Below are 22,055 nucleotides of genomic sequence, written 5' to 3'. Positions count from 1 at the left end.
CCCGGCATCGGCCCCTCTGAGCCCCCGCGAGGCGCGACACGCCGGCGACACGCCGATGCGCGTGTGGCGGAGCCGCGAAAGCGTGTGGCGGAGCCGGAGCGGAAAGGGGGCGCGAAGGCAGGCGGGCCGCAGCGGACGCTAGTCCAGCCGCCCCTCGCGCCACATCGCGGCGCAGCGCTCGAGATCCTCGCCGGTGCGCAGGAGCTGCGCGGCACGCAGCGTGGTGCGGTGGGCCCTGGCGTCGGCGTGGCCCTCGTCCGAGCCCGCCTCGAAGGCCGCACCCGTCGCGACCACGCGGCAGAACGCGCCCGCACGGTCGAGCGCCACGGCGAGGTCACCCGCGAACACCCCGGACAGCACGGCGTCGGCCAGCGTGCGCACCTCATCGGGGCCCGGAGGGTCCTCGACACCCGCGATGGCGTGCCGCACGTGCGCGGCGTGGACGCCCTGGTGATACGACCGCGCGACGGCTGCGGCATCGTGCTTGACCCACTCGCGAATCATGTAGATACGCCACAGCGCGCCGGGCAGCGTGTGCGCGCCGGCCTTCGACCACATCATCGCGACGGTGTCGATGCCTTCCTCGTCCACGAGGCGCACCAGGCGCTCGACCAGTTCGGGGTCTCCCGACTCGCGCGCCTGCGACACGATCGCGGCCGCGGTCTCGTGCGCGATCAGCCCGCGGTCGGCGGGGTCGATGTCTCCCTCGAGCTGATCCGCCATCTCCATGTCGAGCATGGCGGGCCTGTGGAAGCGGGGCTCGACCACTACGCGGGCTCCGACTCGTCGAACACCAGTGACACCGAGTTGATGCAGTACCGCTCCCCCGTCGGGGTCTGCGGCGCATCGGGGAACACGTGTCCCAGGTGAGAGTCGCACGCGGCGCAGCGCACCTCGGTGCGCACCATGCCGTGCGCGAGGTCCTCGTGGAGGGTCACCGCGCCTTCGTCGGCGTCGTAGAAGCTCGGCCACCCGCAGTGCGAGTCGAACTTGGTGCCGGACGGGAAGAGCTGCGCGCCGCACGCACGGCAGCGGAACACGCCCTCGCGCTTCTCGTCGATCAGCTCGCCGGTCCACGGCCGCTCGGTGGCCGCGTGTCGCAGCACCTGATACTCGATGTCACTCAGCTGGGCGCGCCACTCGGCGTCGGTCTTGACGATCTTGTTGGGGCTCATGCTTGCCTCCTTCGCTCCCAGGGTACGGGGGCGGCGCGCGCCCGAACAGCGCACCGAGCCTGCTCCTGGGGAAGACGCGAGGCGCCCGACCTCCGAGGGGGGAGGAGGTCGGACGCCACGCGTTCTCACCTGATTGTCCCGCGCGGCTCGCGCCGTGGTGGGTACACCCTTGAAGACGATGCCAAGGCGGGATTTGTTCCCGTCTCGCGCCATCTCTGGCCACCAGGGCATCCTCCATCCTCGCCTGACACCGACAGGAGTCCCCATGACACTCGCCACCACCGGCCGCTTCCCCACCGACCGCCCCGAGCGCTACCTCAAGCAGCTCGCATCGCACCTGGGGCGCAAGCTCGAGGTCGACAGCGAGGGCGACGCGGCGGTCATCCGGCTCGGGGAGGCCTCCGCTCGCCTCACGCCCGTGCCTGGCTCGGGCGCGGCCGAGCGCCAGGGCGAATAGCGCGACGCACGTCACCTGGCTGTCACACGGCCGTGCGAGACTCGGCCGGTGAGCCCACCGTCCACACCCCCCTCCCCACCAGCACCCTCCGCGCGCTCTCCGCGCCGCGCCGTGTTCGGCATCGGCGCCCAGCAATGGGCCGACTCCTGGGCCGGGCTGCGCGCGATCGCGCCGCTGATGCCGGGATCGGCGCTGTTTGGGCTCGCGTTCGGGGCGCTCGTGCGCGTGGCGGGCGTCGACCCGTGGGCCGGCAACTTCGCGTCCGTGTCGGTGGTCGCGGGCGCGAGCCAGATCGCGATCGTGGAGGCGATCCGCACCGGCGCGCCCGCCGCGATCGCCGTCATCACCGCGCTGGTCATCAACGCGCGGTTCGCGTTGTATTCGGCCGCGCTCGCGCCGGTCTATGCGGCCTTTCCGCTGCGGTGGCGGCTGGGCCTCGCGCATCTCATGACCGACCAGTCCGCGGTGGTCTCTCTCGAACGCGCCGCCGACTGGCCCGACCCCGTGCGCCGGCGCTGGTTCATCCTGGGCGGCGCGCTGCCGTTTGTCGCGGTGTGGGTCGTGGGATCCGCGGCGGGCATCGCGCTGGGGCCCGTGATCCCCGATGCCTGGCAGATCGGGTTCATCGTGCCGCTGATGTTCCTCGCGGTGATGGTGCCCGGACTGCGCAGCGCGCCGGCGCTGACCGCCGTCGCGGTGGCAACGATCGTCGTGGTCGCGGCGCGCGGACTGCCGTTCGGCCTCAACGTCCTCGCGGGCGCGCTCGCGGGCATCGCGGTCGGGTCCTTCGTGCCCGAGCGTCGCGCGGCCACGGCCGGGCCGGTGCCCGACGACGGCCTCGCTCACGACCAAGGAGCCGGCGAATGAGGGCCTTCCTGATCTTCCTCGCCGCCGGAATCGGCACGTACGCGATTCGCATCTCGGGCGTCATGCTGCTGGGCGACGGCCGCGAGCTGCCGGAGCGTGTGACGCGCGCGCTGCGGCTCGTGGGCCCCGCCGCGATGGCCGCGATCATCGCGAACTCGCTGCTCCTCGACGAGGGTCAGTGGCGCGCGCTGGGCGCGTGGCACGCGGCGGCGCTCGTCGCGGTGGGGGTTGCGCTGTGGCGCAGGTCCTCGGGATGGACGATGCTCGCTGGCGCGCTCACGTTCGCGGCGCTCCTGCTCGCGGGGCTCTAGTCAGTCCTCGGGGTGGAGTTCCGCGTCGGGCTCGCCCACCGCGACGCGCGTGAACGTCACCTCGAGGCCGCCGTGAGTCGGGGCGCAGCACATCGGCCCCGCCAGCACGTGCGCGTCCGGGGCGAGCGGAGCCACCCGGATCAGGCGCCACGGCTCGCCCTCGACGCGCGCGCGCAGCATCACTCCCGCCTGATCGAACTGGAGGTCGTAGTCCAGGATCCACGACACCTCGATCGCGGCCTCGGCGCCCAGGGGCTCGACCAGCGCGTGAGCGTTGTCGTGGATGAAGCCGTAGGCCGTGATGCGCCACGCGTCAGACTCCTCGCGGGCCGTCACCAGCAGTCGGCCGTCGCGCACCTCGGCCGCGACCGGCTCCTCCGTCCACGTCGCGCGTGCCAGCAGGGCCTCGAGCTCGATGTTCTCCATTCCCCCAGCGTAGGGCGCGATCGAGCGCGACCCGACCCGGGCATCGTCCCCTCGCAGGCGCCGCTCCCCGGGCCCCACGGGGGCCCGCGTCATACGCTGGACTCCCCGACAAGGAGACGCCATGCCCGAGTTCATGCTGTCCGTTCATCACGACTATTCGCGACCGTTGGTCGAGCCGGGCGTGGACGTCGAGCCCATGTACGCGGCGGTCGCGCGGTTCAACGAGGAACTGCAGGCCACGGGCGCGTGGGTCTTCGCGGGAGGCCTCGAGACCCCGGGCACCGCGCAGGTGGTCGAGGTCGCCGACGGCGAGCTGGTGGTTACCGATGGTCCGGTGGTCCCGACGGGCAAGGCGCTCGGCGGGTTCTGGGTGATCGACGTCCCCGACGTGGAGTCCGCCGTGACGTGGGCGCAACGCGCCTCGGTGGCGGTGAGCGGGCCCATCGAGGTGCGCCCCTTCCAGGCCTGAGCCGATCGCGCTGATAGCGTCCCGCCATGGCCCGTTCCGTCACCGCCGCCAGGCTCGCGGTCGCCGCGCTGATGCTCGCCGCCGTGACGCGGCTACTGCTCGACGGCGTCGAGGCCGGCACGTTCGTGGTGTGGAACTTCTTTGGCTTCTTCACCGTCCAGAACAACCTGATCGGGGTGGCCGCGCTGGTCGCCGCCGCGGCCTTCGCGCGCCGCACGGCCCCCGCGTGGGTGGAGTACCTGCGCGTGTGTGCGGCGATCTACCTGGGCATCGTGGTGTCGGTGTACTGGATCCTGCTCGCGCCGCTCGAGGATGACGTCACGCACTGGACCAACCTGGTGGTCCACGAACTTTCGGGGGTCGCACTGCTGGCCGACTGGCTGCTCGTGGGGCCCAGGCGCCCCCTTCCGCTCGGGCGGCTGTGGGTGGTGATCGTGTACCCGAGCGTGTGGGTGACCGTGGTGCTGATCCGCGGCGCCACCGACGGCTGGTTTCCGTACCCGTTCCTCGACCCCGCGAACGGCTACGGGTCCATCGCGGTCGTCGTGGCGGGGATCATCGCGGCGGGGCTGGCCGTGGGGGCGGCGCTGTTCCGCGCGACCGGGCTGCGGGTGGTGACCGCAGACGCGGAGCGCGTGAGCGCGGTCCGGCCTGCTGGCGTGGAGGCGGCGGCGCCGTGATCCGCGACTCGGGTCCCCCGCCCGCTCATCCCGCGATCTCGCGCCCGCTCGCGCGCGAGCTCATCGAGACGCAGCTGCCCGGCCTCGCGCATCTCGAGGTGGGCGAACGCTTCGACGGCTGGGACATGGTGGTCTACCGGTTGGGCCCCGACCTTGGGCTGCGCCTGCCCCGCGTCGAGGCCGCCGTGGGTCCGCTCGCGCGCGAGTCGCGGCTGCTGTCGACCGTCGGCGCCGCGTGGACCTTCCCTCACCCGCGCGTGGTCGCGAGCGGGGTCGCCCAGGGCGACTATCCGTGGCCGTGGGCCGTCGTGACGTGGCTGCCAGGCGCCGCCGCGGACGCGTCACCGCTGCGGGACGATGCCGGGCCCGAGATCGGCCGAGCGTTCGCCCAGGTGCACGCCCCCGCGGGCGAGGAGGCGTGGTTCAACCCGGAGCAGTCGATCTCCCTCACGGAGCGCTCCGAGAATCTCGAGTGGGCGCTCGGGCTGCTGGAGGGGGCGACGGGGCCGGACGGCGAGCGGCTCGACATCGCCGGGGTACGCGAACTGTGGGACGAGGCCCTGTCCGCGCCCGCCCCCGCCGAGGTGGTGTGGTCGCACGCCGATCCCCACGGCTCGAATCTGCTGGCGGTCGACGGAGGCGCGTTTGGCGGCATCATCGACTGGGGAAAGATGGCCGGCTGCGAGCGCGCGGTCGACCTGTCGTTCCTCTACACCGCGCTCGGCGCGACCGGGGTGGATGCGGCGGTGCGCGCGTACCGGGAGGCCTCCGGGTGCGAGGACCCGGGGCTCGAGGCACGACTGCGCGGGATCGCGGTCGCGAAGTGCGCGTCCTGGGCCGTCCTCGACCGGCCCCTCAACATCGCGATGGCGTGGCGAGGGTTCGGAGGCCTCGGGGTGCTCGAGGACTGAGGCCGCCGCGGTGTACTGCTAGCCCTGGCCCTCCCAGCCCGAGTGGTTCATGCCCTGGCTGCGCTGCTGTTTCTGAATCTGCGCCGGGTGCGGCTGGCGCGCGTCCGGGTTCTGGTCGGTCGCGTCGCCGTGACGGGCGTGCGCGCCCCGGGCACGCGCGCGTACCCTTGCACGTTGACTCGGCGACCACCTGGAGGACAGACATGAGCCCGCTCGACGTGCACGGGACCGAGGGAGCGCTGCCGATCGCGCTCGTCGGCGCGGTGCTCGTCGCGCTCGCGTGGGGCGTCGGCGCGATCTTCGGGCACGGGCGCCGCACCGCCGCGTGGGTGGCGCTGCTCACGTGCCTCGCGGTGATCGGCTGGATCACGATCGGCCTCACGGTGGTCCAGGGAGACCTGGGCACGGGCACCGTCAACCTCCATTGGGGCCAGGAGATTCGGCGCGCACTCGACTCGGGGGCCTCCGCGCCGTGGACCAACCTCGTGGGCAACATCGTGCTGTTCGTGCCGTTCGGCGCGGTGGTCGCGCTGCTGGTGCGCGGCGGCGCGCTGCGCAGGATCGCGACCGCGACCGTGCTGGCCGCGGCGCTCTCGGTGTCCATCGAGGCGGTCCAGTTTCTGCTGGGCCGGGTCGCGGATGTCGACGATGTGGTCCTCAACACCGGCGGTGCCCTCGTGGGCGCCCTGGTCGCGGCGGCTTTCGCGGGACCCTGGTCCCGCGGTTCGGGGCCCCGCACTGCCGAAACTGGGTGACCACCGTCCGCGAGGAGGCGCGATGACTCAGAGCATCGACCCTGCAGCTCTCCTCGACGCGATGACCCAGGGCATGTACGTGGCGGACCCGAGCCGGACCATCACGTACTGGAACGCCGCCGCGACCCGCATCACTGGCTACTCCGAGCCCGAGGCGATCGGGCGCTTCTGCGGCGACGGGATGCTCAACCATGTCGACGAGTCGGGCGCGTCCCTGTGCGGGAGCCGCTGCCCGCTGCCCGCCACGATCACCGACGGCCGCACCCGCAGCATCAGGGTCTACCTGCACCATCGCGAGGGCCACCTGGTGCCGGTCAACGTCGTGGCCTCCGCGCTGCGGGACGAGGACGGCCAGATCATCGGGGCCGTCGAGACCTTCACGGACGACTCCGCGATGAGCTCGGCCCTGCATCGTCTCCACCAGGCCGAGCGCCGCGCCGCCACCGACGCCCTCACGGGGATCGGCAACCGCCGCCACCTCGAGGAGTGCCTCGAGCGGCGGCTCGAGGAGTGGGAGACGCGTCGGCGGACGTTCGGCGCGCTGATGATCGACGTGGACCACTTCAAGGCGGTGAACGACTCCGCCGGGCACGCCGCCGGCGACGCGATGCTCCGGACTATCGCGCGCAGCCTCACGTACACGACGCGTGGGGACGATGGCGTGGCTCGCTTTGGCGGCGGGGAGTTCGTGGTGTTGACGGAGGTCGCCGGCACGGACCAGCTCCTGGCGCTCGCGGCGCGCATCCGGATGGTGATCGCCCAGGGCCGTTACCCGGGGCTGCTGGCGGCCAAGGCGGGCGGCAGGGACGCGGTGGTCGCCGCGCCGTGAGTGGGCGTGGGGGTGTGCGTGGGGCGGGCCAGGCGTGGGGCCGATGCGGCGGCGCGGCTACCATGGGCGGCGGGCCTCTAGCTCAGTTGGCAGAGCAGCGGACTTTTAATCCGTAGGTCGTGGGTTCGAGCCCCACGGGGCCCACCAGGATTTACCAGGAATAGGGCTTCCCGAGGAGTCACGGAGGCACGCGCCCAGCGCCGCGCCGCTTTCGCGGCCGCGGACCACGTCGTCGCGGACCTCCTGGGGGTAGGGCTGAGGCACAACAGCATCCTCCCAGGCCGCCCCGAAGAGCAAGGCAGATCAGATGTGACCTACTCCTGCGGCAGACCCCCCGAGCGCCACCCGCGCTATGGTCACGATCGTGGCCATTAAGCGCGCTAATGGCCAGGAACGTGAACACAGCGTGCGCCGCACCCGGGCCGCCCAACAGGAGTCCCCCACCCCAGAGCCCCCGCACCACAGGCGTACCCTCGAAGCATGACCACCGAGCACCCCGCCCCCACGGCGTGGTCGGACCCCCGCGAGAAGATCGAGTTCAGCGTCCTCCTCGCGAACGGGCGTCTCGCTCCACGCGCCTTCGCCAACCGCGAGGAGGCCGAGTCATGGGCGCGCCCCGAGGACGGCGAGCAGGTGGTGTCCTACAACGAGGTCTGCGCCTGCGACATGTAGCGAGTGAGGCTACGCGGTCAGCGTCATGAACCGCCGCGCGTCATGTACCACTCGACGAACTTGCGCGCCCGCCCATCCGGCGCGAACCACACCTCCCAGAGGTTCGCGTAGCGCTCGTGCCCGGGGTAGTCGACGGTGCCGGTGATGATGCCGAGCCGCTCGTCCTCGATCAGCACGCTGAGGTGGTGCACGGGCAAGCTCGGCTCGGGCTCGCCCCACTTCGCGACGATCGCCTCGATGCCCACCGCGGGGCAGTCGTCGTCGGGACGGAACCAGTACTCGGCATCGTCCGTGAACAGCGCGCGGACGTCCTCCTCGCGCTTCGACTCCCAGGCGCGGATGTAACCCGCCAGCCAGTCGCTCGTCCTCGTGCCCACGGCCCGCCGCTCCGTCTCGCCGCTACCTCCCGGCGCCGGCCTCCGCCGCGTCGCCCCGCGAGGAGCGGAACGTGAACCACCAGTACGCGCTCGTGAGCAGGAACAGCACGATTCCGATCGCGGCGAGCCACAGCAGCGCCTCGATGAGGAACCCCACGATTCCGATGGCGACGGCGACAATGAGCAGGACAATCAGGAATGCCTTCATCACTCCGCCGTACGTGACGGTGCGCTGAGGTCAACCTCGACCATCGTCACGGACCGTCCCGGCACCTTGACCTCGACCACTCCGTCGGGACCCGTGACGCGCCGAGACACGCGCGGCCTGACCTCGTGCCTGCCGCGCCCGACCCACCGCAGCCGGTTGCGTGCCTCGTCCGACGCGGCCAGCACCTCGACGCGGACCGGCGCACCTTCGGCGGCCCCCGGCACCCGCAGCCGCACCCGCGCCGCGCGCCCCGCGACCTCCACGAGCTTCACCGCCACGGCATCGTCCGCCGGCAGTCCGTCCCTCACCGGCACCTCCCCCGACAGCCCGGCCCCCGCCGTCGCCGACACCAGCAAGCCGGGCGGCAGTCCGTCGCGATCGAGCGGCACGATCCTCTCGCGCACCGTCGCGGCGAACATCCGCTGCACATGATGGTTCGCGGTGGGCATGACCGCAAACGGGTTGAAGTCGATGAGGTTGTGCTCCCACTGCCCGTGCCCGACCAGGTTGAGCAGCGGCGCGAAGGACGCCATCGCGACCACGTCGGCATTGCGCTCGACCCCCGTGAGGAACGCGGCCTCCGCGAGCGCCGAGCGGAACGTGTTGGGCACCGGCCGGATGGGCGCAGGCACCAGCCCCGACGGCAGATTGGCGGCGTACTCTCCCACCGCCACGCGCACGTCCCGCGGGTACGCGTCGTAGCGCGAGGCGGCGTCGATCACCCACGAGGGGCTCTTGTAGAAGTGCTCGTCGACAATGAGCCCGCGCGGATCACGCCGCGCCTCCTCCCACGCCTGCTCGAACTCGACACCCCACGCGAGCGCCCCAGCGGAGAGCACCACGTCCATGTGCGGATGGCGCGCGCGCACCGCCTCGCGAATCGCCCGGAAGCGGTGCAGGTACTGCGGCCCCGCGTTCTCGTTGCCCACGGCGATCATGTCGAGCGAGAACGGCTCGGGATGGCCCGCCTCCGCGCGCAGCCGCGCCCACGGCGAGCTCGCCGGATCCCCCGTCGCCCACTCGATCATGTCGAGCACGTCCTGCACCACGGCCGCGAACTCCGGCGAGTCGAGCGGCAGCACCTCGGTGGCGCGCAGTTGGCACGCCATCCCCGCACCCACGACGGGCAGGGGCTTCGCCCCCAGGTCCTCGCACAGCAGGAAGTACTCGTAGTACCCCACCTGGAAGGACTGCGAATAGTCGCCTCCGCGCGTCGACAGACCCCACAGGTTGTAGTCGGGCCTGCGCCCCGCGAGCGGCCCCACGGTTCGCTTCCAGTCGTACGCGTTGGCGCAGTCCAGGCCCTCGACGATGCACCCGCCGGGAAAGCGCACGAACCTGGGCTTCAGCTCCGCGATGGCCTCCACGAGGTCCCTGCGCAGCACGCCCTGGCTCCACCGCGGATCGCCCGCGCCCCAGTGATCGGCAGGGATCAGCCTCACCTCGTCCAGGTCGAGCGTCCCGGCGCCGCGCGCCGCGATCTCGAACGCCACGAGCGCGGTGCGCGGCGGCCGCAGGGCCGCCGTGGCCACGTGCCAGCCCGGGTGGTCGGGGTCCGGGGTGAGGGTGAGAGTGGACGATGCCAAGGCACGTCCGCGCCTGTCCACCAGTCGGGCGACAAGGGATCCGTCGAAGGAGCCGAGCCGCACGCGCGCGTCGACGTGATAGACCACCCCGCGCCGCGCGCCGATTCCCGCACCGCGCCGCGCGTGCCCGACGTTGCGCACCACCGCCGCTCCCTCGGACGTGAGGCGAGCGAAACGTGCGCCGGGCACCAAGGGCGTCGAGGCATCGTCCCCGGTCCCGGCCTCATCCACGGCGGGCGCCGCGAGCGTCCCGCTCCTGACGCGCCAGTGCCGGAGCGGATCGCTGACGGGCCGCGGGCGACGCCGCGTCACCGCCGCGATGGTGTTCGTGTGGAGGCGTCGGCTCACGTACGCGCCCTCGAACGAGTGGTTCGCGATGAGGTTCGCGGACAGGCCGCCGTCGATCGCGTGGTTGATGTCCTCGAGGAAGGCACCCAGGAGGATGTCGCTCACGGGGAGCACCGCGCGGGAGGGGTCGGCCACCAGCGTGACGCGGTCGCGCGGCGGCTGAGGGGAACGCGGCGCTCTCGGGGCTCTCGGGGCGGGCGCGGTCATCCCCCGAGTCTGCCGTGTCGCGCCCGGCCGCGCGGTTCTTGTGGAGACCGTCACCCCGCATTGGCCTCCCCCTACGCTTGTGCCATGGTCCTACCTCTCTCACGCACCGAGGCCGCCGACCTCGTGTTGGACACCCTGGCACGCAGCGGACCCAGTACCGGCACGTCGCTCGCGACAGCGCTCAGCCGCCGCCCCGAGTTGCGCGGCATCGATGCTGGACTCCTCCTCGACGATCTCCTCGACAGCAACCTCCTCAACGCCGTGGGCCATCTTCCCGACGGCAGGTGGTGTCATGTCGCCGAGCTCATGCGAAACCGGGTGGCCACCCATCGGCTCTCCGCCACGGAGGCCGCACACGGGTTCATCGCCGCATTTCCCGACATGGCGCCGCTGCTCGCAGCGTTCGAAGCCATCGGCACGTTCGAGGACGGGTCGCCCGTCGAGGTGGTCTATCCCGAGTGGGCCGACGACGGCGACTGGGGCATTCCGGCCGAGGTTCTGCCCGACGACGGCGCGATCCCCGTTCCTGCCTCAGCGCGGGGCCGGACGGCGTGGCGCGAGGGCGACATCGTGGCCGTCGCGGCACACCCGCAAGGGATGCGCGTGACGCGGCTGACCGCACGCACCAAGGTCGCCCCCTATCCCTCGGAGACCATCGATGCGCTGCGCGAGATCGCCTCGCAGCCGCGGCACGGCAGTGTCCAGGCGGAGGGTGCCGCGTGGGCCATGGCCGCGCGCTTCGCCGACCTGTGGAGCGCGCCAACGCCGCCCTTCAGTGACCTCGTCGCGCAATCCGGCGCGGTCAGTTGGGGCGAGCACCTCCTGCCTCCCGGCACGGACCCCGAGGCGTGGCGGTCGGAGCAGGAGGCGCGGAGCGTCGCGACGCATCATCGGATCTCGCTCGACGCAGCGATGGCCGTGGTCGCCGTGGCCGACACGTACCGTCACATCGTCGAAGCACTCGAGAACACGGAGGACGTCCTCGGGAGCGACCCGAATGACATCGCCGCCACCGGCGGATGGGATGCCGACCTGCGCGCGCCGGTGATCGCCTCGCTGCCTTGGATCGCGGATCCCGACGTCGCGACCGCCGTGCTGGGCGCAACCATGGCGACCGGTGGCGGTCTCGACGCCGTCGCGCTTGGCATCCTCACCGAGGCGATGCACGTCGCGGCCGATGAGCCAGCGACAGCCGCGACGGCCGATACGCGTGCCGCGATCTCATGGCTCGCCGCCCGTGCGTCGGAGCGCCTGGGCGCAGTCGAAGAGGCCGAGTACGAGCTTCGCGAGGGTCTCGAGGCGTCTCCTCAGTGGGCACCCCTTCTCGCGGACCTGGCGTACTACGCCTCCGACCGCGGAATGCTTGCCGAAAGTACCGCCCTGGCACGGAGGGCTGGACTCCCGCTCGATGATCCTCTGGCAGCCGTGCTGGCCCACCTCGGCCGAATCCGCGTGCGCTCGCTGGGGCGCAACCAGCCGTGCTGGTGCGGGTCGGGGAAGAAGTACAAGGTGTGCCACGAGGGCCTGGAGGACTTGCCGCTGGAGGAGCGCGCGACGTGGACGTATCAGAAGGCGTGCATGCACCTTGATCGCGGTACGGGTCGGGAGACGGTGCTTCCGCTCGCAGTGGCGCGAGGACGCCACCTGCCCGGCGGGCTCCTCGATGGGCTGCGGGACCCGCTTGTCACCGACGTCGCACTGGTCGAGGGCGGTGGGTTCTCGCGGTTCCTCCGGGACCGTCGGGACCTACTTCCCGAGGACGAGCTCGCGCTCGCGGAGCAGTGGCTGATGATTGAGCGGTCGCTGTGGGAGGTGGTGGAGTCACGCCCCACGCGCGGCATGACGATGCGCGATGTCCGGACGGGTGACCAGGTCGACGTCCGCGAGGCCACCGCGAGTCGCACACTGAAGGCGGGCGACTTCGTGTGCTGCCGGGTCCTCCCCGCGGGCGAGACCTGGCAGATCTTCGGAGGTGTCGAGCCAGTCGCGATGGGCCAGCGCGCCGCAGTGCTGGCATTGCTTGACGATCCCACCGATCCCGCTGCGCTTGTCGAGGCGCTCAGCGTCCGCCTAGCCCCGACACGCCTCGTGACCTCGGACGGCGACGCCATGGTGATGGGGGAGATCGTGATGCGCGTCACGCGTACAGGCGATGCCGAGGCCGCGCTCGATCGCGGATTCGAGCGGACCGATGACGCCCCGCCGACATGGCTCCACCTGGGCTCGGGCAGCAAGGCTGGAGGGCGCACGGTCCTCGCAAGCATGACTCTCAACGGTGACCTCCTCACGCTCGAGGCCTCCAGCGCCAACCGGCTGGACGCTGCGCTTGATCTGCTCCGCGCGGCCATCCCGGGCCTGACGGTCCTCTCGGACCGCCGGGTGCCGATCGCGGACATGCTCGATGCGCCGGGAGGCGCTTCCCTTCGTGGACCGGCGACCGGGGGATCCGGCGTCGAAGACGCCACGGTCAAGGCCGTCCTGGCGGAGGTCATGGCGCAACACGAGGCACAGTGGCTCGACGAGCAGATCCCGGCGCTCGACGGCCTCACACCCCGAGAGGCGGCCGCGGATCCCACGCGGCGCGACGACCTGGTCCGCCTGCTCAACTCGTTCCCCCAGACCGAGGATCCGACCCAGATGAGCGCCCCACGCTTACGGGTCGCACTAGGGCTGGCGTAGAGCCGGCGGACGGCTCAGCCCACCCGATACCGCAGGAACACCGCTCCGGACGGGAACGTGCGTTGCTCGAGGAGGTGCAGCTCGAGGTGGACGCCCCCGGGCAGGAGGCGCAGTCCCCCGCCCACGACGACGGGGATGAGTATCACCTGGAGCTCGTCGACCAGGCCCGCGCGCAGCGCGTGTGCCGCGAGCGTGGGGCCGGCGATCGCGAGGTCGCGCTGGTCGTGGGCCTTGCGCGCCCGCACGGCGTCGGCATCGAAGGCGTGGATGAGCGTGGTCCGCGAGGTACCGGGCGCGGCCAGCGTGGAGGAGAACACGATCTTGTCCGTGTCGCGCCACAGGCGCGCGAACTCCCTCAGGTAGCCGGGCAGGGCGGGGTCGTCGGGCATCGTCTCCCACGCGGACATCACCTCGTGCATGCGCCGCCCGAACAGGTACGTGCCGATTCCCCTGGAGATCTCGTTGAAGAACTCGTGCTCGTCACGCGAGGGCTCGGCCCAGTCGAAGCCGCCGTGCTGGTCCGCGACGTAGCCGTCCAGCGAGCTGATCATGGAGTAGATGAGGCGCGCCATCGCGAGGCTCCCTTCCTCCTCCACCCTAGACCCGGCATCCGCACTCACACCGGCATCGTCCCGTCGCATGGCGGTCGTAGGGTGACACCATGACGCTTCCCACAGTCACGCTCAACGACGGCCACACCCTTCCCGCGCTCGGCTTCGGGACCTATCCCCTGGTGGGAGACGCGGGCGGCGCGGCCATCCGCGCGGCGCTCGACCACGGCTACCGGCTGCTGGACTCCGCGGTCAACTACGAGAACGAGGGCGTGGTCGGCGCCGCGCTGCGCGGCTTCCTCACGGAGACCGGCGTGGCACGCGGCGACGTCACCGTGCAGACCAAGCTGCCCGGGCGCCACCACGACTTCGACCGCGCCCTCGCGTCGGGTGAGGAGTCGCGCGCGAGGCTGGGGCTCGACCGGATCGACGTGCTGCTCATCCACTGGCCCAACCCGATCACGGGCAAGTACCGCGAGGCGTGGCGCGCGCTGGTCGAGCTGCGCGAGCGCGGCGTGGTGCGAACCATCGGCGTCTCGAACTTCACGCCGCGCCTGCTCGACGAGATCATCGAGGACTCCGGCGTGGTGCCCGCGATCAACCAGGTCGAGCTTCACCCCTACTTCCCCCAGGTCGACCTGCTCGCCAAGCACGCCGAGCTCGGGATCGTCACGCAGGCGTGGAGCCCGCTGGGCAAGCGTCAGGCACCGTACGGCGAGCCCGTGGTGGTCGAGGCCGCGGAGCGCCTGGGCGTGACCCCCGCACAGGTGATCCTGCGCTGGCACCTCGAGCGGGGCACGCTGCCTCTTCCCAAGTCCGCGACGCCCTCGCGCCAGGCCGAGAACCTGGCCGTGGACGGCTTCACGCTGCTGCCCGAGGAGGTTGCCGCGATCACCGCGCTGGCGCGCGAGGACGGGCGACTGTTCGACGGCGATCCCGAGCGTCACGAGGAGATGTAGGGGCGCCTTGTGTGGTGTGCATGGGGACGATGCCGGGGGGAGTTGAGCCGTCGGCCTGCGGGCGTCATGCCTGGCAAATGAGGAATTTCCGAGTCATTCCCAGGCTCCTTGGGTACCTTTTGTCCTGATTGTCGGACCCTGGTGGTGGGATGAAGCCATGGACATTTCGGGCCTTCTCGATCGCGAACCCGGCGGCGCTGCCGTCGTGGTGGATGCGTTCTCGGCCGCGTGCGCGGTGGCGATCGCGGCGGTGGCCGGGGTGCGGGATGCCGCGCGGGGGTCTGGCGGGCCTGACGGGCGGGACGGGCGGGACGGGCACAACGGCGTGGGCGTGGATGCGGCGGTGCTCGCGGCGCGGGCTCAGATCGCCGGGCAACTCGCCCGGGAGGTCGACCTCCTCCTGGCCGAGGTAGCGTGCGCGATCGAACGCCACGGCGACACCGAGCCCGGTGGCGGTGTGGCGCGCCGCCTGGGACACCGCGGGACCGTCGACATGATCGCCTCCGTCCTGGGCTCCACGCGCGCCCACGCCGGCCGGCTGCTCGACGTGGGACGGGTGCTCACACAGGAGCCCGCGCCCGACGGTGAACCCGGCCACCATCCACACGTGGCGGAGGCGCTGAACTCTCGGGAACTCTCCGTCGACTGCGCGAGCACCATCACGTCCATGCTCGATGCCCTTCCCGAGACGATCCCCACCGAGCACCTTCGGAGCGCCGAACTCGACCTCGTCTCTCGCGCGCCCGGACTGACAGCGACCACGTTCGGCCGCATCGTCACCCACTTCCGCACCGCGCTCACGGTCGACACGACGCCCGCCACCCTCGAACGCCTGCGCGCGAACCGCTACCTCCACGTGTGGGAGGACCGCGACGGCATGCTCGCGATCGACGCACGCCTCGACCCCGAAACCGCCGCCCCCGTCCGCGCCGCCCTCGACGCACTCGTCAACGACGCGATGCGCCGCGCCCGCGACAACGTTGCCACCGACCCAGGCACCGGCGGCGCCAACCCAGGAACCGGCACCAGCGCCGGCGCGGGACCACTCGCCGCCACAACCGCCACGACCAGAACAGCCGCCCAGATGCGCGCCGATGCCCTCGCGGACCTCGCCCGCCACGCGCTCGCCTGCACCGCCACCGACCTCCCGCTCGCGTCGACTACGGTCGTCGTCCGCGTCCATGAGACAGACCTCCACACCGGGCTGGGCAACGCCGAGATCGACGGCACCTCTCACGCGATCGACATCTCCACCGCACGGCGCATGGCCGCCAACGCTCACGTCATCCCCGCCGTGCTGGGCTCCCACAGTGAACTGCTCGACTGGGGCCGCAAACGTCGGCTCTTCACCACGGCTCAACGGCTCGCCCTCATCGAACGCGACGGCGGCTGCGCCTTCTGCGGAGCTCCACCAGGCTGGGCAGAGGTCCACCACATCGAATGGTGGAGCCGCGACCTCGGCATCACGTCGATCGCCAACGGCGTCCTGCTGTGCCGCCATTGCCACCACACGATCCACCACCAGGGCTGGACCATCCACGCCACCACCACCGAAGTCTGGTTCACCCCACCCGCAAGCATCGACCCGCTCCAGACACCCCGCCAAGGAGGACGCGCCCGCTTCCACGCACCCCGAAGCCTCAGCATGCGCCGCGCCGCTGAAGGGACCGGGCCCGACAGCCCACTCGTCATGGGCATCGCCCCTTGACCCTGCATGGATAGGATGAAACTGCCCGACGACGACGTCCCCCCTCTCCGCATCAAGGAGCCCCATGCGCGCCACCTATGAGAAGGCCGAGCAGATCGTCTCGCGCCTCTCGACCGACGAGAAGATCAGGCTGGTGTCCGGCCGGGACGCCTGGACTACCGAGGCGCTCGACGAGCACGGCGTGCCCTCGATCATGCTCACCGACGGGCCGCACGGCGTGCGCAAGCAGAAGGGCAGCACGGACCACCTGGGAATCAACGAGTCCGTGCCCGCGACGTGCTTCCCCCCGGCGGTCACGCTCGGGTCGACGTGGGACCCCGCGCTCATCGAGGAGGTGGGTGCGGCGCTCGGCCGCGAGTGCCGGGCGAACGACGTCGCGGTCCTGCTCGGCCCGGGACTCAACATCAAGCGCCACCCCGCGGGAGGACGCAACTTCGAGTACTTCTCCGAGGACCCCTTCGTCTCCGGCAAACTCGCCGCCGCGATGGTGCGCGGCATCCAGTCGCAGGGCGTGGGCGCATGCCTCAAGCACTATGCGGCCAACAACCAGGAGTTCTACCGCATGTCGGTCGACACGATCGTCGACGACCGCACGCTGCATGAGCTCTACCTCACCGGCTTCGAGATCGCGGTCAAGGAATCCGCGCCGTGGACCGTGATGTGCTCGTACAACAAGATCAACGGCGAGCACGCCGACGTCAGCCGCGGACTCCTCACAGAGACCCTGCGCGACGAGTGGGGCTTCGACGGGCTGGTGATGTCCGACTGGTTCGCCGTGTCGGACCGCGCGCTGGGCCTGTGCGCCGGCCTGGACCTCGAGATGCCCGGCTCGAAGGGCACGTGGGACGCGGAGGTCTCGGACGCGCACGCGAAGGGGCTGCTCACCACCGCGGAACTTGACCTCGCGGCCACCCGCGTGATCGACCTCGCGCTGCGCTCGCAGAACGACACCGCGACCTCGCAGGTCGACCCCGAGGCACACCACCGCTTGGCCCGCCGCGCCGCCGCCGCGGGCACCGTGCTCCTCACCAACAACGGCATCCTGCCGCTTGAGCGCACCGGCTCGATCGCCGTGGTGGGCGCATTCGCGAAGACACCGCGCTATCAGGGCGCGGGGTCCTCGCTGGTGAACCCCACTCAGCTCGACACCTTCCTCGACGCGCTGCGCGCTGCCGTGGGAGACGCCGCCGAGGTGCACTACGCGCCCGGCTACGACCCCACCACCGGCGCCACCGAGGACGCGCTCCTCGACGAGGCGCGCCGCGTCGCGTCCCGCGCGGACGTGGTGATCGTGCTCGCGGGTCTGCCCAGCTCATTCGAGTCCGAGGGCTTCGACCGCGAGCACCTGCGCCTGCCCGACGGCCACACGGCCGTGGTGAACGCGGCGCTCGACGCGAACCCGCGCACCGTGGTCGCGCTGCTCAACGGCTCTCCCGTCGAGCTGCCGTGGGCGGACCGGCCCGCCGCGATCCTCGAGGCCTACCTGGGTGGCCAGGCCGGCGGATCCGCGCTCGCGGACGTCATCCTGGGCGACGTCGCTCCCGGCGGGCGCCTCGCCGAGTCCTTCCCCATGGCCGCGAGCGACCTGCCCTCCGACCGCGACTTCGCGCGCCACCCCAAGCAGGTCGAGTACCGCGAGGGCCTCTACGTGGGCTACCGCTTCCACGACTCCGCTGGCATGCCCGCACGCTTCCCGTTCGGCCACGGACTCAGCTACACGGCCTTCCACCACTCGACGCCGACGGTGCGCAAGTCGGGAGACGGCTACTCCGTGACACTCACGGTGACCAATGCGGGGCCGCGCGAGGGCTCGGACGTGGTCCAGGTCTACGTGCGCGATCCGCAGTCGGCGGCCTACCGCCCGCACCAGGAGCTCAAGGGCTTCGCCAAGGTCCACCTCACGCCAGGCGCGTCGGAAAAGGTCACGATCAAGCTCGACCAGCGTGCCTTCGCGGTGTGGGACGTGCGCTCGCAAGAGTGGCGCACCGAGCCGGGCGACTTCGAGATCCGGGTCGGATCCTCGTCGACCGACATCCGCTCGACCCGCACGGTCTCGATCACCGAGGGCACCGCGGTGTCGCCCTCCCACGGGCCCGCGGCCTTCGTCGCCACGGACAACGAGTTCCGCACCATGCTGGGCGGCGAAATCCCCACCCCCGAGCGCAGCGTTCCCTTCCACCGCGACTCGACCGCGGCGGACCTCAGGGAGACCGCCGCGGGCCGCGCGGCGGCGGCGATGCTGTCGAAGGAGGCCGGCAAGCAGTTCGACACCACCCATGCGGACGCCACCACGATCGCGATGTTCGAGGCCGCGACCCGCGAGGCGCCGCTGCGCATGATCGCGATGGCCAGCGGCGGCAAGCTCACGCTCGCGAGCCTGGACCGGCTCATCAGGCTGCTCAACGTGGGGTCGTTCAAGTCCTGGCGGGCGAGGGGGTAGGTCCCGGTCGGGAGGGATTACAGTCGGAGGACCAGCGCGGCTGAGCCCCGTCCCGGGGCGCCGCGACCGATCGGAGGCAATCGTGAACCCGCCCGTCCTCGTCCACGGCACTCGACCGCTGCTGCGCACGGTCATGGAGGTCGGGCGCGACTGGGCGCTGATGTCCGACGGCGACGCGATCATCCTGTGGCGCGTCCACGCGACCGCCACGGCTGCGCTCTCCGTGGGACTCGTGGTCGCCGATCACGGCTCGGGCCGCTGCGACATCGCCGGCACCGCCCTCGCCTACCGCGAGGCGGACGAGGAGGGCGACATGGCGGCCCGTGACCTCTGGGCGCTCGCCGCCTAACTCGACGCCGGCAGGACCAGCACGCACACCTCGACCGTGCCCTCGGGGCCGGTCGGACCCATCGTCGGCACGTCCGTATACAGCTCGTACCAGGACGCGTAGTCGTCGCCAGTCGACGTCCGCGCGGAGGCGGGCTCGACGCCCGCCGGCCCCCACGACTCCATCAGGGCGCGGGTCACGTCACCCACCGCCATGTACGGTCCGGTATGCCGTGCGACGGTGTAGGTGCCCGCGGGCAGCTCGCCCGCGACGAACGGGGCCTCGACCGCGACGTCACCCTCGACGATATGCCCCCCCTCGATCGCGAAGCTGCCGTCGGCGCGTGCCGTCGTGTAGCGGAGCACGCCCGGCGACAGCGCCGTGCCCCGCGCGCCCAGCCACGCCTCGACGCGCGCGAACGCGTCGCCCACGACCTGGGGCATCTCCTCGATGGAGGCCACCAGCGGCTCGGCGACGTAGCGCAGCGCTTCGCGAGGCTCAGTGAGGATGGCGGGCGAATCGGTCATGAGCGGTACTCCGGGTTCGGGTGGTCGAATCTCGCTCCCGCATCCCACTCCTTGCGGGAGTTGCCCCCCGCGGGGAAGCCGCCGCCGTCCTTGAGCCATCGGGCGGTATGGAGCAGGTTCCACGTCATGAACGCGGTGTTGCGGCGCGTGAAGTCGTTCTCGGGACCGCCGCTGCCCTCGTCGAGATAGGACGGCCCCGGGCCGGCCTCCCCGATCCACCCGGCATCGGCGTTGGGCGGGATCGTGTACCCCAGGTGCTGCAGCGAGTAGAGGACGTTCATCGCGACGTGCTTGACGCCGTCCTCGTTGCCCGTGACCACCACTCCGCCCGTGCGGCCGTAGTAGAGGTATTGGCCGCGGCCGTTGGTCTCACCCGACAGCCCGTAGAGCCGCTCGATGACGCGCGTCGCCACGGACGACTTGTCGCCCAGCCAGATCGGGGTGCCGAGCAGCAGAATGTCCGCCGCGAGGATGCGGTCCGCGAGCGCTGGCCAGTCGTCACTGTCGCGGTTGCCACCCGGCACGTCCTCACGCATGTCGGGATAGACGCCGGGAGCGATGTCGAAGTCGACCGCCCGGATGACGTCCACGCTCACGCCCTGGGCCTCGAGAATCGCGATCGCGTTGTCGAGAAGCCCCTGCGTGTGGGACAGCGCGGGCGAGGGCTTGAGCGTGCAGTTCACCACCACGGCGGTGAGGTCGGAGAAGTCGGTTCCTTGAGAAGCATCGGGAGCCATGCCTCCGACGCTACGGCACGATCAGCGCACTGTCCCGGCGACGTTGATGGCCTCGTCCCTCACGCGTGCCTCGTAGCGCTGCTTCTCGCGCGTCACCAGCACCAGCAGGATGCCCCACACCCCGGCATCGTCCACCAGCCCCAGGGGGCCCAGGACGAGCTCGGGGATGAGGTCGACCGGCCACAGGCCGTAGAGCAGGGCGCCCACCGCCGCGACCCAGGTCATGGGCGCGACGCGGTGCTCACCGCTGCGTACCGCCTTGAGGAAGGACCACCACATGTCCTCCAGTATGCGTCAGCGAACCTCGCGCAGCTCCCCCGAGTGCACGTCGAACACAAAACCGCGCACCTGCGAGGTGTCCACCATGAACGGGTTGCGGCGGATCCGCTCCATCGACTGGCGCAGGTCGGCGTCGAGGTCGCGGAAGGACTCGGGGCTCCACGTGGGCTTGAGGCCCGTCTCGTCGAGCAGCTGGTTGCGCAGCTCGTCGTCCGTGAAGGTGAGCGCGCCACAGTCGGTGTGGTGGATGAGAATGATCTCCCGCGTCCCAAGCTTGCGCTGCGAGATCACGAGCGAGCGGATCATGTCATCCGTGATGACGCCGCCCGCATTCCTCATGACGTGCGCGTCGCCCACCTCGAGACCCAGCATCGCGAACGTATCGAGTCGCGAGTCCATGCACGCGACCACCGCGAGCTGACGGCGCGGCGGCAGCGGCCGGTCCGGCGTGTAGGTCTCCGCATACGCGCGGTTGTGAGCGAGCAGTTCGTCCGCGATTCCCATGTGTCCTCCCCGACGTGTGGGCACAGCCGTGTGGGTACAGCCGTGTGAGTGATGCCGTGTGGGCACAGCCTAAGGTGCCAGGCCTATGGCCACGCGCCCGCGGCGTGGCACCATGAGCCCATGCCACGCGTCCTCGTCACCGGAGCCTCTCAGGGGCTGGGTACCGAGGTCGCTCGCCGCCTCGCGGAGGCTGGATACGAGGTCGTCGTGCACGGCCGCGACGCCGCCCGCTCCGAGGTCGCGAGGGCGCGCGTCCCCGGTGCCGTCGCCTCGGTGACGGGCAGGTTGGACTCGCTCGCGTCGACGCGACTGCTCGGGGACGATGCCCGCGGCAGGGGGCCGTACGACGTGATCGTCCACAACGCGGCGCTGGGTCCGGATCAGGATCGCGCGATCCTCACCGAGGACGGCCTGGAGAGGATCCTGCAGGTCAACGTGGTCGCTCCGTATCTGCTGAGCACGATGCTGAGCCTGCCGCAACGGATCGTGTTCGTCGGATCGGACGCGGCCTTCTCCGGGAGCCCAGCGGTCGACCTGGCCCCGCCCGACCCGTGGGACGGCCACGCGGCCTACGCGGGCTCGAAGTTGTTGCTCACGATGCTCGCGTTCGAGCTTGCCCACCGCCACACGGATCGCCAGATCAACGTGGTCCACCCGGGATGGGTGCGCACCCGCATGGGCGGGCCGCGCGCGGCGCTCCCGCTGTCCGACGGCGCGGACACCCCCGTGTGGCTGGCGACGTCGGACGAGGCGATCGCGCGGCGAGGGGGCCAGTACGTGCATCGGCGCCGGGCCGAGGCCGCACCGGCGGCCGCGCACGACCCCGCCCTGCGCGCGCGACTCATCGCGCGCCTCGCGGAGGTCACCGGAGAGCATCTGCGCTGATCACGTGGCACCGAGTGCGCCTAAGATGCCCTCATGGCCTCGTCGTCGCCCCCCGTGGGGGGGGGGGGGCCCCCCCCCCCCCCCCCCCCCCCCCCCCCCCCCCCCCCCCCCACAAAACCACCCCCCCCCAACATCGACCTCCCCCCCCACCCCCGCGCGTCGGGGCACAACCAGTACCCC

At 71.5% G+C, this 22,055-nt stretch carries 26 protein-coding genes and 1 tRNA gene; 16 read left to right on the top strand and 11 right to left on the bottom strand.

The window, feature by feature from the left end; translation table 11 throughout:
- Positions 1-138: 138 nt before the first annotated feature.
- Complete coding sequence (locus ABEA62_RS09685) at positions 139-738, bottom strand: hypothetical protein (protein WP_286214214.1); 600 nt, start codon at positions 736-738, stop codon at positions 139-141.
- Positions 739-767: 29 nt separating this feature from the next.
- On the bottom strand, positions 768-1,175 hold the full coding sequence (msrB, locus tag ABEA62_RS09680) for a peptide-methionine (R)-S-oxide reductase MsrB (RefSeq protein ID WP_286214216.1): 408 nt from the start codon (positions 1,173-1,175) through the stop codon (positions 768-770).
- Positions 1,176-1,440: 265 nt separating this feature from the next.
- On the opposite strand from msrB, the gene ABEA62_RS09675 reads away from it, so the two are divergent.
- Genes ABEA62_RS09675 through ABEA62_RS09665 form a run of 3 tightly spaced genes read left to right on the top strand, consistent with a single transcriptional unit; the run spans position 1,441 to position 2,810 of the window.
- Positions 1,441-1,632 carry a DUF2218 domain-containing protein gene (locus ABEA62_RS09675; RefSeq protein WP_286214217.1) on the top strand — a complete coding sequence of 64 codons (192 nt, stop codon included), beginning with the start codon at positions 1,441-1,443 and terminating at the stop codon, positions 1,630-1,632.
- Positions 1,633-1,680: 48 nt separating this feature from the next.
- Complete coding sequence (locus tag ABEA62_RS09670) at positions 1,681-2,499, top strand: AzlC family ABC transporter permease (protein ID WP_345379850.1); 819 nt, start codon at positions 1,681-1,683, stop codon at positions 2,497-2,499.
- The gene (locus ABEA62_RS09665; RefSeq protein WP_286214219.1) at positions 2,496-2,810 is read left to right on the top strand and encodes an AzlD domain-containing protein; all 315 of its coding nucleotides are present in this window, start codon (positions 2,496-2,498) and stop codon (positions 2,808-2,810) included. The genes ABEA62_RS09670 and ABEA62_RS09665 overlap by 4 nt, the downstream gene beginning before the upstream one ends.
- Here the strand turns inward: ABEA62_RS09665 and ABEA62_RS09660 are convergent, their stop codons facing one another.
- Entirely contained in the window at positions 2,811-3,236 is a 426-nt protein-coding gene (locus tag ABEA62_RS09660) for a DUF1349 domain-containing protein (RefSeq protein WP_286214220.1), read from the bottom strand.
- A 121-nt stretch (positions 3,237-3,357) separates the two neighbouring features.
- Between ABEA62_RS09660 and ABEA62_RS09655 the strand changes: the two genes are divergently transcribed.
- The 7 genes from ABEA62_RS09655 to ABEA62_RS09625 all read left to right on the top strand — a co-directional run bounded on the left by ABEA62_RS09655 (position 3,358) and on the right by ABEA62_RS09625 (position 7,552).
- Positions 3,358-3,705: a YciI family protein gene (locus ABEA62_RS09655; RefSeq protein WP_286214221.1), complete on the top strand. Its 348-nt coding sequence runs from the start codon at positions 3,358-3,360 to the stop codon at positions 3,703-3,705.
- A 26-nt stretch (positions 3,706-3,731) separates the two neighbouring features.
- Entirely contained in the window at positions 3,732-4,385 is a 654-nt protein-coding gene (locus ABEA62_RS09650; RefSeq protein ID WP_286214222.1) for a Pr6Pr family membrane protein, read from the top strand.
- Positions 4,382-5,296: a phosphotransferase gene (locus ABEA62_RS09645; RefSeq protein WP_286214223.1), complete on the top strand. Its 915-nt coding sequence runs from the start codon at positions 4,382-4,384 to the stop codon at positions 5,294-5,296. Before ABEA62_RS09650 ends, ABEA62_RS09645 begins: the two co-directional genes overlap by 4 nt.
- A gap of 203 nt (positions 5,297-5,499) precedes the next feature.
- Entirely contained in the window at positions 5,500-6,051 is a 552-nt protein-coding gene (locus ABEA62_RS09640; protein WP_286214224.1) for a VanZ family protein, read from the top strand.
- A 22-nt stretch (positions 6,052-6,073) separates the two neighbouring features.
- Positions 6,074-6,880 (top strand): sensor domain-containing diguanylate cyclase, encoded by an 807-nt coding sequence (locus tag ABEA62_RS09635; RefSeq protein WP_286214225.1) that lies wholly within the window; start codon positions 6,074-6,076, stop codon positions 6,878-6,880.
- A 71-nt stretch (positions 6,881-6,951) separates the two neighbouring features.
- Positions 6,952-7,027, top strand: a tRNA-Lys gene (locus ABEA62_RS09630).
- A gap of 333 nt (positions 7,028-7,360) precedes the next feature.
- Positions 7,361-7,552 carry a hypothetical protein gene (locus ABEA62_RS09625; protein ID WP_286214227.1) on the top strand — a complete coding sequence of 64 codons (192 nt, stop codon included), beginning with the start codon at positions 7,361-7,363 and terminating at the stop codon, positions 7,550-7,552.
- A gap of 23 nt (positions 7,553-7,575) precedes the next feature.
- On the opposite strand, the gene ABEA62_RS09620 is transcribed toward ABEA62_RS09625, so the two are convergent.
- The 3 genes from ABEA62_RS09620 to ABEA62_RS09610 are packed head-to-tail and all read right to left on the bottom strand — an operon-like array spanning position 7,576 to position 10,176.
- Entirely contained in the window at positions 7,576-7,929 is a 354-nt protein-coding gene (locus ABEA62_RS09620) for a nuclear transport factor 2 family protein (protein ID WP_286214228.1), read from the bottom strand.
- Positions 7,930-7,951: 22 nt separating this feature from the next.
- Positions 7,952-8,137 (bottom strand): hypothetical protein, encoded by a 186-nt coding sequence (locus ABEA62_RS09615; protein ID WP_286214229.1) that lies wholly within the window; start codon positions 8,135-8,137, stop codon positions 7,952-7,954.
- On the bottom strand, positions 8,137-10,176 hold the full coding sequence (locus ABEA62_RS09610) for an alpha-L-arabinofuranosidase C-terminal domain-containing protein (RefSeq protein ID WP_286214230.1): 2,040 nt from the start codon (positions 10,174-10,176) through the stop codon (positions 8,137-8,139). Before ABEA62_RS09610 ends, ABEA62_RS09615 begins: the two co-directional genes overlap by 1 nt.
- Before the next feature lie 186 nt (positions 10,177-10,362).
- On the opposite strand from ABEA62_RS09610, the gene ABEA62_RS09605 reads away from it, so the two are divergent.
- Positions 10,363-12,957: an SEC-C metal-binding domain-containing protein gene (locus ABEA62_RS09605; RefSeq protein ID WP_286214231.1), complete on the top strand. Its 2,595-nt coding sequence runs from the start codon at positions 10,363-10,365 to the stop codon at positions 12,955-12,957.
- Positions 12,958-12,971: 14 nt separating this feature from the next.
- On the opposite strand, the gene ABEA62_RS09600 is transcribed toward ABEA62_RS09605, so the two are convergent.
- Positions 12,972-13,529, bottom strand: coding sequence for a dihydrofolate reductase family protein (locus tag ABEA62_RS09600; RefSeq protein ID WP_286214232.1), 558 nt, complete (start codon positions 13,527-13,529; stop codon positions 12,972-12,974).
- Positions 13,530-13,618: 89 nt separating this feature from the next.
- Between ABEA62_RS09600 and ABEA62_RS09595 the strand changes: the two genes are divergently transcribed.
- The 4 genes from ABEA62_RS09595 to ABEA62_RS09580 all read left to right on the top strand — a co-directional run bounded on the left by ABEA62_RS09595 (position 13,619) and on the right by ABEA62_RS09580 (position 18,964).
- Positions 13,619-14,467 (top strand): aldo/keto reductase, encoded by an 849-nt coding sequence (locus ABEA62_RS09595; RefSeq protein WP_286214233.1) that lies wholly within the window; start codon positions 13,619-13,621, stop codon positions 14,465-14,467.
- Positions 14,468-14,624: 157 nt separating this feature from the next.
- Complete coding sequence (locus tag ABEA62_RS09590) at positions 14,625-16,175, top strand: HNH endonuclease (RefSeq protein WP_286214234.1); 1,551 nt, start codon at positions 14,625-14,627, stop codon at positions 16,173-16,175.
- Between the two features lie 64 nt (positions 16,176-16,239).
- The gene (locus ABEA62_RS09585) at positions 16,240-18,615 is read left to right on the top strand and encodes a glycoside hydrolase family 3 C-terminal domain-containing protein (protein WP_345379839.1); all 2,376 of its coding nucleotides are present in this window, start codon (positions 16,240-16,242) and stop codon (positions 18,613-18,615) included.
- Between the two features lie 82 nt (positions 18,616-18,697).
- Complete coding sequence (locus tag ABEA62_RS09580; protein ID WP_286214235.1) at positions 18,698-18,964, top strand: hypothetical protein; 267 nt, start codon at positions 18,698-18,700, stop codon at positions 18,962-18,964.
- Here ABEA62_RS09580 and ABEA62_RS09575 read toward each other — a convergent pair.
- Genes ABEA62_RS09575 through ABEA62_RS09560 form a run of 4 tightly spaced genes read right to left on the bottom strand, consistent with a single transcriptional unit; the run spans position 18,961 to position 20,990 of the window.
- Complete coding sequence (locus ABEA62_RS09575) at positions 18,961-19,470, bottom strand: GyrI-like domain-containing protein (protein WP_345379836.1); 510 nt, start codon at positions 19,468-19,470, stop codon at positions 18,961-18,963. The genes ABEA62_RS09580 and ABEA62_RS09575 overlap by 4 nt on opposite strands.
- On the bottom strand, positions 19,467-20,207 hold the full coding sequence (locus tag ABEA62_RS09570) for a flavodoxin family protein (protein WP_345379834.1): 741 nt from the start codon (positions 20,205-20,207) through the stop codon (positions 19,467-19,469). The genes ABEA62_RS09575 and ABEA62_RS09570 overlap by 4 nt, the downstream gene beginning before the upstream one ends.
- 21 nt (positions 20,208-20,228) lie before the next feature.
- Positions 20,229-20,486 (bottom strand): DUF1232 domain-containing protein, encoded by a 258-nt coding sequence (locus ABEA62_RS09565; RefSeq protein ID WP_286214238.1) that lies wholly within the window; start codon positions 20,484-20,486, stop codon positions 20,229-20,231.
- A gap of 15 nt (positions 20,487-20,501) precedes the next feature.
- The gene (locus tag ABEA62_RS09560) at positions 20,502-20,990 is read right to left on the bottom strand and encodes a beta-class carbonic anhydrase (protein ID WP_286214239.1); all 489 of its coding nucleotides are present in this window, start codon (positions 20,988-20,990) and stop codon (positions 20,502-20,504) included.
- A gap of 120 nt (positions 20,991-21,110) precedes the next feature.
- Here ABEA62_RS09560 and ABEA62_RS09555 point away from each other — a divergent pair, with 120 nt between their 5' ends.
- Positions 21,111-21,875 carry an SDR family NAD(P)-dependent oxidoreductase gene (locus ABEA62_RS09555; protein ID WP_286214240.1) on the top strand — a complete coding sequence of 255 codons (765 nt, stop codon included), beginning with the start codon at positions 21,111-21,113 and terminating at the stop codon, positions 21,873-21,875.
- Positions 21,876-22,055 lie beyond the last annotated feature (180 nt).

It is taken from the genome of Demequina sediminis, from assembly GCF_039545075.1.
GTDB classification, from domain to species: Bacteria; Actinomycetota; Actinomycetes; order Actinomycetales; family Demequinaceae; genus Demequina; species Demequina sediminis.
Note: the sequence above shows the minus strand (reverse complement) of the source record. Positions and strands in the feature narration are given on the sequence as shown.

What these genes read in the sequence shown, in the direction of transcription:
- ABEA62_RS09665 (WP_286214219.1), top strand. Translation starts at nt 2,496, where the DNA reads ATGAGGGCCTTCCTGATCTTCCTCGCCGCCGGAATCGGCACGTACGCG.
- ABEA62_RS09625 (WP_286214227.1), top strand. Translation starts at nt 7,361, where the DNA reads ATGACCACCGAGCACCCCGCCCCCACGGCGTGGTCGGACCCCCGCGAG.
- ABEA62_RS09660 (WP_286214220.1), bottom strand. Translation starts at nt 3,236, where the DNA reads ATGGAGAACATCGAGCTCGAGGCCCTGCTGGCACGCGCGACGTGGACG.
- ABEA62_RS09595 (WP_286214233.1), top strand. Translation starts at nt 13,619, where the DNA reads ATGACGCTTCCCACAGTCACGCTCAACGACGGCCACACCCTTCCCGCG.
- ABEA62_RS09605 (WP_286214231.1), top strand. Translation starts at nt 10,363, where the DNA reads ATGGTCCTACCTCTCTCACGCACCGAGGCCGCCGACCTCGTGTTGGAC.
- ABEA62_RS09555 (WP_286214240.1), top strand. Translation starts at nt 21,111, where the DNA reads ATGCCACGCGTCCTCGTCACCGGAGCCTCTCAGGGGCTGGGTACCGAG.
- msrB (WP_286214216.1), bottom strand. Translation starts at nt 1,175, where the DNA reads ATGAGCCCCAACAAGATCGTCAAGACCGACGCCGAGTGGCGCGCCCAG.
- ABEA62_RS09640 (WP_286214224.1), top strand. Translation starts at nt 5,500, where the DNA reads ATGAGCCCGCTCGACGTGCACGGGACCGAGGGAGCGCTGCCGATCGCG.
- ABEA62_RS09590 (WP_286214234.1), top strand. Translation starts at nt 14,625, where the DNA reads ATGGACATTTCGGGCCTTCTCGATCGCGAACCCGGCGGCGCTGCCGTC.
- ABEA62_RS09560 (WP_286214239.1), bottom strand. Translation starts at nt 20,990, where the DNA reads ATGGGAATCGCGGACGAACTGCTCGCTCACAACCGCGCGTATGCGGAG.
- ABEA62_RS09635 (WP_286214225.1), top strand. Translation starts at nt 6,074, where the DNA reads ATGACTCAGAGCATCGACCCTGCAGCTCTCCTCGACGCGATGACCCAG.
- ABEA62_RS09675 (WP_286214217.1), top strand. Translation starts at nt 1,441, where the DNA reads ATGACACTCGCCACCACCGGCCGCTTCCCCACCGACCGCCCCGAGCGC.
- ABEA62_RS09600 (WP_286214232.1), bottom strand. Translation starts at nt 13,529, where the DNA reads ATGGCGCGCCTCATCTACTCCATGATCAGCTCGCTGGACGGCTACGTC.
- ABEA62_RS09565 (WP_286214238.1), bottom strand. Translation starts at nt 20,486, where the DNA reads ATGTGGTGGTCCTTCCTCAAGGCGGTACGCAGCGGTGAGCACCGCGTC.
- ABEA62_RS09615 (WP_286214229.1), bottom strand. Translation starts at nt 8,137, where the DNA reads ATGAAGGCATTCCTGATTGTCCTGCTCATTGTCGCCGTCGCCATCGGA.
- ABEA62_RS09570 (WP_345379834.1), bottom strand. Translation starts at nt 20,207, where the DNA reads ATGGCTCCCGATGCTTCTCAAGGAACCGACTTCTCCGACCTCACCGCC.
- ABEA62_RS09650 (WP_286214222.1), top strand. Translation starts at nt 3,732, where the DNA reads ATGGCCCGTTCCGTCACCGCCGCCAGGCTCGCGGTCGCCGCGCTGATG.
- ABEA62_RS09655 (WP_286214221.1), top strand. Translation starts at nt 3,358, where the DNA reads ATGCCCGAGTTCATGCTGTCCGTTCATCACGACTATTCGCGACCGTTG.
- ABEA62_RS09585 (WP_345379839.1), top strand. Translation starts at nt 16,240, where the DNA reads ATGCGCGCCACCTATGAGAAGGCCGAGCAGATCGTCTCGCGCCTCTCG.
- ABEA62_RS09575 (WP_345379836.1), bottom strand. Translation starts at nt 19,470, where the DNA reads ATGACCGATTCGCCCGCCATCCTCACTGAGCCTCGCGAAGCGCTGCGC.
- ABEA62_RS09685 (WP_286214214.1), bottom strand. Translation starts at nt 738, where the DNA reads ATGCTCGACATGGAGATGGCGGATCAGCTCGAGGGAGACATCGACCCC.